This window comes from Caballeronia sp. J97, assembly GCF_905220305.1.
GTDB lineage: Bacteria > Pseudomonadota > Gammaproteobacteria > Burkholderiales > Burkholderiaceae > Caballeronia.
Window position 1 is genome coordinate 25,470 of sequence record NZ_CAJMZL010000050.1, and the last position, 11,113, is coordinate 36,582.

The following is an 11,113-nucleotide window of genomic DNA, read 5'->3' on the forward strand; positions in this document are numbered from 1 at the left end:
TCATGCCTCGATCATCTTGAAGGCTTCGACGAGACTCGTCTTCATGCGCGCGAACGAGGCGGCGAGCGAAGCGATCTCGTCGCGGCCGCGCTCGCTGAAGTCCGCGCCGTCGAGCTGGCCGAGACTCGCCTGATCGGCGGCGCGCGAGAGCGCACGGATGCGCCGCGTGACGAGCAGATGAACCATCACGTTCAGCGCGATCAGCAGCAGCACGAACACCGCGAAGAGCGACGCGAGGAAGGTGCGCAGCACGGCGTCGCTGCGCGCGACCGGCAGCGCCATCGGCACCGACACGAAATCCGCGCCGATGACTTCGTGCATCGCCCAGTTGAAGCCGTTGTCGGGGCCGTACTTGTCGATGAGCGTCTTCGGCGCGCGCGACGGCACGCTGTGGCATTCCATGCACGCGGCGTCGTTGATGCGGTTCGGCCGCGCGATATAGAGGTTCTGCCCCGACGGCGTGTCGCGCAGGCCGACGATCTCCTTGAGCTCGGGCTTGTCGTGCAGATGCCGGATCACGTCCGTTTCCCAGTCCGACGGACGGTCGCGCGGATTGGTCGGATTCAGCATCGTCGAGCGATACGAGTAGCCGGCAAGGCGTTTTTCCAGCGTCATCAGCGTTTCGACCGCCGAAAACGCCGGCACCGACTGCGGCACGAAACTGTATTTGAGCTGCGTCTGCAGGAGCGGCGTGACCTGCGTCGCGGTGTAGCTCTGCGCCGCGCTCGCGGCTTCCATCAGGACGCGCGCATTCTGCACGGTCTCGTCGATGGCCGCGCGCCGCAGCAATTCGCGCGCGGCGAATCCGGCCGACACGAAGCCGACGACGAACACCGCGAGAAACACCAGATTGAACTTGACGGCGAGCGACAGTCTCATGACTCCACCTCGGTTGATTGAGCACGCGCGGGCACGACTGCGCCACGGCGCGGCATGGGGGAAGGCGGACACAGCACGCGCCGCCATTCGGGCAGCGTGCGCAGGTTCTGCCGCACTTGCGAGCGGAACGGCTCGGTGAGCGCCAGCGGCCGGAATCGCGCGACGAAGCCGCTGCGGATGCCGAGCGGCGCGGACAGCCAGTCGGCGAGATCGGCGAAGGTCGCCGGGCGGCCCTGGGACATCACGATGCGCTTCGCCTTCGCGGATGCGCGGACCGGCGCGAGCGGATCGCGGAACGGCCGTGGCATCGCGGAGATGAAGGGCTGCGCCGGGCGCGCGCTCACATCGAGCGGCTTGCCGGCGGCGCGCTCGGCGTAATGTTCGCCGTCGAGCGGCCGGCGATCGTCCGCATGACCGGGCAGGGCGAGCGTCATGCCGCCCGTTTCGATGAAGAGCGAGGTCGTGTCGCGGCTTGCATGCAGCACGGCGGCGCCGTCGCGCATGGCGGCGTCGAGCGCGGCGGTGTGAATCGATAAGGAATCCGTGGTAATCGGCTGCGTGCGTGCGATCTTGACCCAGCCCGAGAGCAGCGCAAGCGCATCGCCGCCCGGCGCGGCCTCGATGCCGATGCGCGTGTCCGGGCCGAGCGCGACGGTCGTGCCATCGGCTTCGAGTTGTGCGCCGCCTTGGGCCGGGGTGGCGAGCAGATCGCCTGGCTCCAGCGCGACGGGCGCATCGACGTCGAATACCGTCGTCGCGCGAATCAGCGTGACGGTTCCTTCCGGCATCAGGATGAACTGGCCCGCACGCGCGCCCGGAAGCGCGCACAGACACGCAAGGGCGAAGCCGATGCGCAGAGCTTGAAACAGGGGGCGGGCGTTCATCGCGGTCGATGCCTCTAAACGTGGAGGGATTGCGACGAAAACAGCCGGGCGCCGGCTTCTATTCCAAAGAAATTTTTGTGTGCCCGCTGGAATGAATCGGGGCGGCACGGTGTTCGCGAACGGAAAACAGAAAGCGCCTTCGCGAACGCGAAGGCGCAGGATGGTTCGCGCGAAAGGCCGCTATCCGTTCAGAAAGCCGAGAACGGCCTTGCGCAGTTTGAGGTCCCAGGTCTGCACTTCCGTGTGGCTTTCGGCGAGCGTGAGGAGGCCCTTGATCGTCGCATCGTCCGATTTGAACGCGAATCCCGCATCGCCCAGATAGCCCGATCCCCAGACCTTGAGGTTGTCGACATACTTGCAGCCGGCCGTGAATTCCGCCTGCGTGACGATGGTTTCGTCGTCCTTGAACATCGCGAGGAAATGCATCTTGTCGCCGCAAATGCCGGAATTGAGGGCGAGCACCGAAAGCGCGGGTATCGGCACGGCGTAGCGCTTGAACCAGCTGTTGAAGGCGATCGGCCGCGTGTGCAGCGCATCACGTTGCATGCGCGCGTCCCAGTACGATTTCGCCTGCTGGCAGAAGCGCTTGATGCGCTTGATCTCGACGATCTTCCAGATCACCTTCGCGAGCGTTTCCATGATGGAGACGACGGCATCCACGATGGTCGACGCGCCCTGGCTCGCGAACTGCAGGCCGAGGCTCGCGCCGCCCTTGACCATGTCGTAGACGCCCGCGCCGATGCTCAGTTTCATCGCGCGCCGGATCGCCTCGACGATGGTGCCGGGGTGGCCCGCGATCAACTCGACATCGCGCCCCTGCACCCATTCGCGATACTTGGTGATGCTGGCGTCGACCGTATTGGCGATGCCCTTCGCGAGATCGAGGCCCGCGCCGATGAGCGGCGCGAGGGTCGCGAGCAGCTTGTCGCACAGAAAGTCGACGAGCTTGCGCAAGAGACCGGGCATCGTGTCGAGCGCGAAGCCGGCCGGATCGTTGCGGATATCCGCGACCTTTTCGCGGATCATGTCCCAGAGCTTTTTCGCGCCTTCCTCGACCTTGGCGCGAATGGCTTCATAAAGACGCCGCGCGGCGCTGCTCAACGCGGGCAGTGTGATACCGGAGGCCATGAGCTGGCCGGAGCTCACGAGCGTGGGTTCCTTGCGCTTGCTGATCTTTTTCTGCACCTGTTCCAGCGCGACCGACGCGGACTTCTGCACGAGACTGTTGTCGAGCACGTCGCCGGCGATCGATGCCGCGTCGTTGCTGTCCGGCGCGAAGCCGAGACCCGCGTGGGTGATATCGAACGCGCCTTCCAGCAGCACCTGGAACGTGTCGTCCTCGATCTCCATGTTGCCGAACAGATACAGCACGCCGAGCCGCGAGTTGATGAGCGCCGGCGTCATGAAGTCCTGCGCGCCGGCCGCGGCGTCGGTGTCGCCCTTGCCGCGCAGTTGCTGATCGAGCAGCGTGAAATAACTCGAACCGTTGCGCGAGGCGTCCTTCCAGGCATCGCCGGGGCCGATCGAGTCCTGCCAGAATTCGAACGCGCTGACCAGCAGATGGAATTGATGCACCGTGCGATCGCGATGGTAGAGCAGGATCTGCTCGTCGAGATTCTTCAGTGCCGAATTGCGCACCTGAAGCAGCGCGGACGTTCCTCGCAGCCATTCGTCGTAGAGAACGATGTCGGGCAGACGGGCGTAAGCGTAGGTCATGGATGGGTCTCCTCGGCCTGAATGGATCGATGGCTGCGCCGCATGCGTCCTAGCACCACGCGATGTCGCTGAGTTTCACGTAGTGCGTTTCGATCAGGCGGCCGCTGCGGCTGCGCAGGTCCACGCGATAGATGCAGCCGAAGCTGAAGAAGCTCTGGTCAAGGACGTAGATTGCACGGTGCATGATTCCTCCTGCGTGGCCGGTTCGCCGGACGACTCGAGCCGTTCTGGGTCGCCGCGGGTTGCCGCGACCGTCGAAAGCAAAACAACGCAGGGTGGAGGTTTGTTCCGCGCGCAGGCGGCAATTTATTTGTGCGGGGAGGGGGGAATAAAAGCGTTGCTGGAGTGTCCGTTCCGGGGACGGGCCGCTCGCGTTTCGCGAAGAAGATCACGGCCTGAAACCCGTACAACTCGGCCGGACTATCGACGAGTATCTGCGGCGAGTCTCGTCGCCATTCACCAGCCGCATCGTCGAGTCGAGCTTTTTCCCGTGTTCGAGTCGGTTGCCTGTCATCGCTTGATACGCAACTAATGGTCTGCCGCACACGTCGCCGTTGATGACCGGTGCGATCTCCGGGGCATGCAGTGCGATGAACACACGCAACAGCGCGGCGACCAGTTGTTCGCGTGCGTCCAACACACGGGCGGTCCGAGGCGCAGGCAAGCGCGCCTTTGACATGCGGGCGGGCCCGTGAATCAAGGCCCGGGCGCATTCATGCGCGTGCTCGCGGATATTGGCATGGGCCTTGCAAAAATCGGAACGAGCATGTGCCGTGCTCATTCAGATATCACGACCTTTCGCACTCGTTTAAGCCCGGAGAAACATCATGAAGACCATTCTCGTCATCGCCGACATTCCGCACGATCCGCTCGCGCAAAGCGACGAAGCCACGCTCACGCATGCGCAGATGAAGCGCATCGTCGGCGGACGCGGTGTCGTCGCCACGGTCGATGGCGGTCCCGCCACGACGACCATCGATGATTTCGGCCTCAACAACGCCATCTGGGAAGGGCGAATCTCCGGTCCGATGATCAACTAAGACGCATCCCGCCGTATGCGCCGGTGTCCGCTCGCGCGAGCGGGCAGGGGACACCGGCGTTTCGCGAATCAAAGGGTCGTCTTCGACAAGCAGCGCACGGAGATTCTCGCGTTTCGAGCGGACGCGTTTGCGCCGATTCACAGCGCGCCTGCAATGCGCTAGATTCTTCGCCGAATCCCTCCCGCCGAATCATGTCAATTTAGACACATTGTGTGAATGTGGCTATAAATCAATGACTTAGTTGATTTAAGCGTGCGCCGCGCTTATTGTTGGGCTCTCGGCAATTCTTCGCGCTGTTTCCACTGATCGACGCTTGCAGTCCGCGTCGCGGTCTCCTTTTTCCTCACTGTTTGAACTGCCCTCGGCTCGTCCGATGCACGGCGGCGGGAATCGCATTCCCCGACGAAGTGAGGAATGCCGGCGCGATGCCAGCCCTTCACCTTCGACATGCCAGACAACGATTACGCTTTCATCCCGCCGTTTGCTTTTCATCCGCTCGCGCGACTCGTCGCGCTCGTCACCGCCGCCGCCTTCGCGCTGTCCGCGTGCGGCGAAAAGTCCGCTGCCGCCGGCGTGCCGCCCGCAGCGAAGCCGCCCGAAGTCAGCGTGACGACCCTGAAGGCGCAGCGGATCGACATCGTGGACGATCTGTCCGGACGCCTTTCCTCGGTCGAAGTCGCCGACGTGCGCCCGCAGGTGGACGGCATCGTGACGAAGCGGCTCTTCGTCGAAGGCTCGACCGTGAAAGCCGGCCAGCCGCTCTATCAACTCGACGCGGCCAGCTATCAGGCTGCCTACGACACCGCGCTCGGCACGCTGCAGAAAGCGATCGCCACCTCGAAAGCCGCGGACGTCACCGCGAAGCGCTACCAGGAGCTGTTCAAGATCAAGAGCGTGAGCGCGCAGGACGTGGAGAACTACGTCGCCGCCGCCGACGAAGCGCGCGCGGAAATCGTCACCGATCGCGGTTCGCTCGAAACCGCGCGCGTGAATCTGGCGCGCACGCGCATCGTCGCGCCGATCGGCGGCAAGATCGGCAAGTCGGCGGTGACGGTCGGCGCGCTCGTCACGTCGGGGCAATCCACGGCGCTCACGACCATCCAGTCGATGGACACGCTCTATCTCGACGTCACCCGTTCCAGCACCGAAGCGCTGCGGCTCTCGAAGGCCATCGCGTCCGGCGTGCTGAAGCCCGGCGCGAGCAAGGTCACCGTGCAGACCGAAGACGGCGCGACCTACGCGCATGCGGGCACGCTGCTGTTCTCCGACGTCACGGTCGATCAGACCACCGGCTCGATCACGCTGCGCGCATCGATTCCCAATCCCGGGCATCAGCTTTTGCCGGGCATGTTCGTGCAGGCGCAACTCGACGAAGGCGAGCAGGATGCCATCCTCGTGCCGCAGACGCTCGTGAGCCGCGGTGCGGGCGGCACGTCGACGGTGCTGGTGGTGAACGCGCAGAACGTCGTCGAAAGCCGCAACGTCAGCGCCGATACCGCGCACGGCAACGACTGGATCGTGACGCGCGGCCTGCGCGCGGGCGAGCGCATCGCCACCGACAACCTGCAAACGGTCAGCGCGGGCATGAAGGTCTCGCCGGTCGAACGCGATGCCGACACGAAGCTCGCCAACGGAGACTGACCGCCGATGCTCTCCCGCTTCTTCATTCACCGGCCCGTGCTCGCGTGGGTCATCGCCATCGTCGTGATGCTGATCGGCGCGCTCTCGATCCGCACGCTTTCCGTCGAGCAATATCCGAACGTCGCGCCGCCTTCGATCCGCATCACCGCGACCTATCCGGGCGCCTCCGCCGATACCCTCGCCACCACGGTCACGCAGGTGATCGAGCAGGACATGACGGGTATCGACAATCTGATGTACATGTCCTCGACGAGCAGCTCGGCGGGCACCGCGACCATCACGCTCACGTTCAAGTCGGGCACCAACGCGGACGTCGCCGCGATGCAGGTGCAGAACAAGGTGCAGGAAGCGAACGCATCCTTGCCGAGCGCCGTGCAGCAGCAGGGCATTCAGGTCAGCAAGACCTCGGGCAACATTTTGATGGTGGTGTCGGTCACGTCCACCGACGGCCGCATGAACACGGTCGATCTGGGCAATCTGCTGGCGACGCGCGTGCAGGACTCGCTCACGCAGATCAGCGGCGTCGGGCAAGTGACGCTCTTCAGCGCGCAGCACTCGATGCGTGTCTGGCTCGATCCGGTCAGGCTGCGCAGCGTCGGCCTGATGCCGGGCGACGTGACGACCGCCATCGACAACCAGAACGCGCAACTTTCGGTCGGACAGATCGGCGGCGCGCCGCAGACGAAGACGCAGGCCATCAACGCGACCATCGTGACGCGCGGCTTTCTCAAGACCTCCGATGAGTTCGCGAACATTCTGCTGCGCGTGAATCAGGACGGTTCGCGCGTGTACCTGAAGGACGTCGGCACGGTCGAAGTCGGCGGCGACTCCTACGACATGACGTCGCGTCTGAACGGCAAGCCCGCCGCGGCAATGGGCATCATGCTCGCGAGCGGCGCGAACGCGCTCTCGGTCGCCAAGGCGGTGCGCGCACAACTCGCGGTGTTGCAGAAGCAGATGCCGGGCGGCGTGCAGCTCAGCGTGCCGCACGACACGACGCCCTTCGTTTCCGCATCCATCTCAGAGGTCATCACGACGCTGTTCGAAGCCGTCGTGCTCGTGTTCCTCGTGATGTATCTGTTCCTCGGCAATCTGCGTGCGACGCTGATCCCGACCATCGTCGTGCCGGTCGCGTTGCTCGGCACCTTCGCGCTGATCGCCGCGGTCGGCTTCACCATCAACGTGCTGTCGCTGTTCGCGCTGGTGCTGGCCATCGGTCTGCTGGTGGACGACGCGATCGTCGTGGTCGAGAACGTGGAGCGGTTGCTCAGCGAAGGCATGTCTCCGCGCGAAGCCACCATCAAGGCGATGGGCGAGATCGGCGGCGCGCTGATCGGCGTCACCGCCGTGCTGACGGCCGTGTTCATTCCGATGGCCTTCATGTCCGGCTCGACGGGCGAGATCTATCGACAGTTCTCGCTCACGATCACGTCGGCGATGGTGCTCTCGGTGCTGCTCGCGCTGACGCTCACGCCCGCGTTGTGCGCGACGCTGTTGCGCCCGGTCGATCCGCAACGCCGGCGACGCGGCTTCTTCGCGTGGTTCGAGCGCAAGTTCGAAGGCGGCACGCGTCGCTATGAGCGCGTGGTGACGCGTCTCGTCGCACGTCCGCTGCGCTGGATGGCCGCGTATGCCGCGATCTGCGGCGTGGCCGCGTTGCTGTACTGGCAGCTTCCGTCGTCGTTCCTGCCGGACGAGGATCAGGGCACGCTGATGACCATCATCAATCTGCCGGCCGGCAGTTCGAGCGTGCAGGCCAATGTGGTCGAAAAGCAGGTCGAGTCCTGGTTCATGGGGCGTTCCGATGTCGAAAACGTCGTCATGCTGGACGGCTTCAGCGTGTCGGGCAGCGGCCAGAACATGGCGATGGCCATGGTCAAGCTGAAAGACTGGAAGGAGCGCAAGGGGAAGGGCCACTCCGCGGCGGACATCGTCGCGGCCGCGAATGCGCACTTTCGCACCTTGCGTGCCGGGCAGGTATTCGTGATGAATCCGCCCGCCGTGCAAGGCCTCGGCAGTTACAGCGGCGTCGACTTCGAGCTCAAGGACATGGCCGGTCTCGGTCACGACCAGCTTCTCGCCGCCAGGAACAAGCTATTGGGTCTGGCCTCGAAGGACCACAAGATCAGCGGCATGCGGCCGGCCGGCATGGCCGACGTGCCTCAATACGCTGTCGATATCGATTATCTGAAGGCGTCGGCGCTCGGCGTCAGCGCATCGAATATCAACGACACGTTGCAGACCGCGTTCGGCTCGACCTACGTGAACAACTACGTGGACACCGGGCGCATTCAAAAGGTCTATGTACAGGCGCTGCCGCAGTACCGCATGATGCCGTCGGATATCGGCAAGTGGTTCGTGACATCGAGCAATACGTCCAATAGCAGTTCGAGTTCCGGCACGAGCACGACGAGTACAACGAGCACTACGACGACCAGCTACGACGGCAAGATGGTGCCGTTCTCCTCCTTTGCCTCCGGCCACTGGACGACCGGTTCTCCGCAGGTCGAACGCTACAACCGCAGCCTTGCGATGGAGATGACGGCGCAAAGCCCGCCGGGCGTCAGCAGCGGCGACACGATGAACGCTATCGAATCGCTCGTCGCGCAATTGCCGCAGGGCATTTCGATGGAATGGACCGGTCAGTCCTATCAGGAGAAACTCGCCGGCTCGCAAGCGACTTATCTCTATGCGCTGTCGCTGATCGTCGTGTTCCTGTGCCTCGCCGGCCTGTATGAGAGCTGGTCGGTGCCGTTCTCCGTGATTCTCGTCGTGCCGCTCGGCATCGTCGGCGCACTGGTTGCGGCGCATCTGCGCGGCTTCACCGATGACATCTATTTCAAAGTGGGCTTGCTGACGACCATCGGGCTTGCGACCAAGAACGCGATTCTGATCGTCGAGTACGCGAAGTCCTTGCACGAACGCGGCCATAGCGTGCGTCAGGCGGCGATCGAAGCGGCGCATCTGCGCTTGCGACCGATCGTGATGACGTCGCTCGCGTTCGGCTTCGGCGTGCTGCCCATGGCGTTCGCGAGCGGCGCGGGCGCGTCGAGCCGCGAGAGCCTCGGCAACGGCGTGCTCGGCGGCGTGATCGCCGCGACGCTTCTCGCCATCGTCTTCGTGCCCGTATTCTTCGTGCTGATTCGCGGCTTCGGACGTAAGAAGGAACAAGGAGCCGCCCATGAATAAGCGCTTCGCTGTCTGCCGCATCGTTGCGGCGACGTTGACTGTTTTTGCGCTCGGCGCGTGCACGCTCGCGCCTCACTATGAGCGTCCCGACGCGCCGATGCCCGCGTCGTATCCGCAGTACGAGTCCACGACCGCGCAGCAGAAGGCATCCGCCGACGCGCAAGCACCGGCCGCCGATGTGCTGTCCGACTGGCGCGCGTTCGTGCAGGACGCTTATCTGCGGCAGTTGATCGAGCTTGCCTTGAAGAACAACCGCGACCTGCGGCAAGCCGCGCTGAAGGTCGCGCAATACGAGGCCGAGTATCGGATCGTCCGCGCCGAGCTGGGGCCGTCGATCACCGCGACCGGGACGCATAGCGTCTCGCACCAGTCGGGCACGACGACGAAGTCCACCAGTCTCGAACTCGGCACGAGCGCGTGGGAAATCGACTTCTTCGGCCGCATCCGCAGCCTGAAGGATCAGGCGCTCGAGCAGTATCTGTCGACGGACGCCGCACGCCGCAGCACGCAGATCAGCCTGATCTCCACGACGGCGAGCGACTATCTGACATGGCTCTCGGATCGCGCCTTGCTGGACGTGACCGAGCGCACGGTCGCCTCGTATCGCGACACCTACGAGACGACGCTGCGTGCGGCGAACCTCGGCAGCGGCTCGATGGAAGACGTGCAGTCGGCGCGCACTTCGCTCACGAGCGCGATGTCGAGTCTGGCCGCCTACCGGCGCGCGGTGGAGCAGGACCGCAACAATCTGATCGCCGCGATCGGCTCTCCGTTGCCCGAAGGCTTCCCCGACGATCGCGCGTTGCCCGACGAGTCGCTCTTCGCCACGGTGCCCGAAGGCTTGCCCTCGACGTTGCTGACCGAGCGGCCCGACATCATCGAGGCGGAGCATACGTTGAAGTCGGCGAACGCGTATATCGGCGCGGCGCGCGCGGCGTTCTTTCCGAGCGTCTCGCTGACCGCGACGGGCGGCGTCGCGAGCAACGGACTCTCTTCGCTATTCAAGGCCGGCTCCGGCGCGTGGGCTTTCGAGCCATCGATCAGCGTGCCGATCTTCGAGTTCGGGAGTCTGCGCGCCACGCTCGACTCCGCGAAGATCTCGAAGAACATCTATATCGCAGCGTACGAAGGCACGATCCAGACGGCCTTCAAGGAAGTGTCCAACGCACTCGCGGCGCGGGCCACGTACGTCGATCAAACCGCAGCGGACGCGCAATATGTCGATGCCGCGCAGCAGTACTACGACATTGCCAATTCGCGCTATCGCGGCGGTCTCGACAGCTTTCTGACCTTGCTGACCGCGCAGCGAACGCTGTTCAGTGCGCAGACCCAGCTCGTGACGGACCGGGCCGCGCAACAAACCAACATGGTGACGCTTTATACCGCGTTGGGCGGCGGCTGGCGCAAGGACGCGGAAGCGTCGGAGACGGCTGCGAAATAGCGGGAAGGGGGCGAGCGGCGACGCCGACTTTCATTGCGAGTTTGGGGTTAGCAACTTCTACGGCTGGCGGGGTCTTGGTTCGCGGCCCCGGATTGGTTCGCACTGGATCGGGCGGTGCGGACGGTCGTTTTTCGCCGTCGACGTTGCCTGCGCGCAGCCGATCCGGGAGTGCTGCGCATCGGCGAGTGGCTGTCGACGTCGACGGAACCCGCAGTAGTCTGAGATCGGCCTTGATAGCAGCGCGGGCCGATGATCGGGCCAATTGTCTGATGAGAATCTTCGTGGATTTAAATTTACATAATCTTGATTATCAAAATTCTATG

At 64.2% G+C, this 11,113-nt stretch carries 9 protein-coding genes; 4 read left to right on the top strand and 5 right to left on the bottom strand.

Annotation, left to right across the window (positions count from 1 at the left end; genetic code table 11):
- The 5 genes from U4Y90_RS34280 to U4Y90_RS34300 form a co-directional block, all read right to left on the bottom strand.
- On the bottom strand, positions 1-879 hold the full coding sequence (locus U4Y90_RS34280) for a DUF3365 domain-containing protein (protein ID WP_321801399.1): 879 nt from the start codon (positions 877-879) through the stop codon (positions 1-3).
- Positions 876-1,763, bottom strand: coding sequence for a hypothetical protein (locus U4Y90_RS34285; protein ID WP_321801401.1), 888 nt, complete (start codon positions 1,761-1,763; stop codon positions 876-878). The genes U4Y90_RS34280 and U4Y90_RS34285 overlap by 4 nt, the downstream gene beginning before the upstream one ends.
- 180 nt (positions 1,764-1,943) lie before the next feature.
- Complete coding sequence (locus U4Y90_RS34290) at positions 1,944-3,479, bottom strand: hypothetical protein (protein ID WP_321801402.1); 1,536 nt, start codon at positions 3,477-3,479, stop codon at positions 1,944-1,946.
- A 49-nt stretch (positions 3,480-3,528) separates the two neighbouring features.
- Positions 3,529-3,663 carry a hypothetical protein gene (locus U4Y90_RS34295; RefSeq protein WP_321801404.1) on the bottom strand — a complete coding sequence of 45 codons (135 nt, stop codon included), beginning with the start codon at positions 3,661-3,663 and terminating at the stop codon, positions 3,529-3,531.
- Between the two features lie 204 nt (positions 3,664-3,867).
- Complete coding sequence (locus tag U4Y90_RS34300) at positions 3,868-4,260, bottom strand: hypothetical protein (protein ID WP_321801405.1); 393 nt, start codon at positions 4,258-4,260, stop codon at positions 3,868-3,870.
- Between the two features lie 46 nt (positions 4,261-4,306).
- On the opposite strand from U4Y90_RS34300, the gene U4Y90_RS34305 reads away from it, so the two are divergent.
- The 4 genes from U4Y90_RS34305 (at position 4,307) to U4Y90_RS34320 (ending at position 10,790) form a co-directional block, all read left to right on the top strand.
- Positions 4,307-4,519, top strand: coding sequence for a hypothetical protein (locus U4Y90_RS34305; RefSeq protein ID WP_321801407.1), 213 nt, complete (start codon positions 4,307-4,309; stop codon positions 4,517-4,519).
- A 414-nt stretch (positions 4,520-4,933) separates the two neighbouring features.
- A complete protein-coding gene (locus U4Y90_RS34310; protein ID WP_321801409.1) occupies positions 4,934-6,160 on the top strand; it encodes an efflux RND transporter periplasmic adaptor subunit in 1,227 nt (408 codons plus the stop codon).
- A gap of 6 nt (positions 6,161-6,166) precedes the next feature.
- On the top strand, positions 6,167-9,349 hold the full coding sequence (locus U4Y90_RS34315) for an efflux RND transporter permease subunit (protein WP_321801411.1): 3,183 nt from the start codon (positions 6,167-6,169) through the stop codon (positions 9,347-9,349).
- Positions 9,342-10,790 carry an efflux transporter outer membrane subunit gene (locus U4Y90_RS34320; RefSeq protein ID WP_321801413.1) on the top strand — a complete coding sequence of 483 codons (1,449 nt, stop codon included), beginning with the start codon at positions 9,342-9,344 and terminating at the stop codon, positions 10,788-10,790. Before U4Y90_RS34315 ends, U4Y90_RS34320 begins: the two co-directional genes overlap by 8 nt.
- Positions 10,791-11,113: the final 323 nt, after the last annotated feature.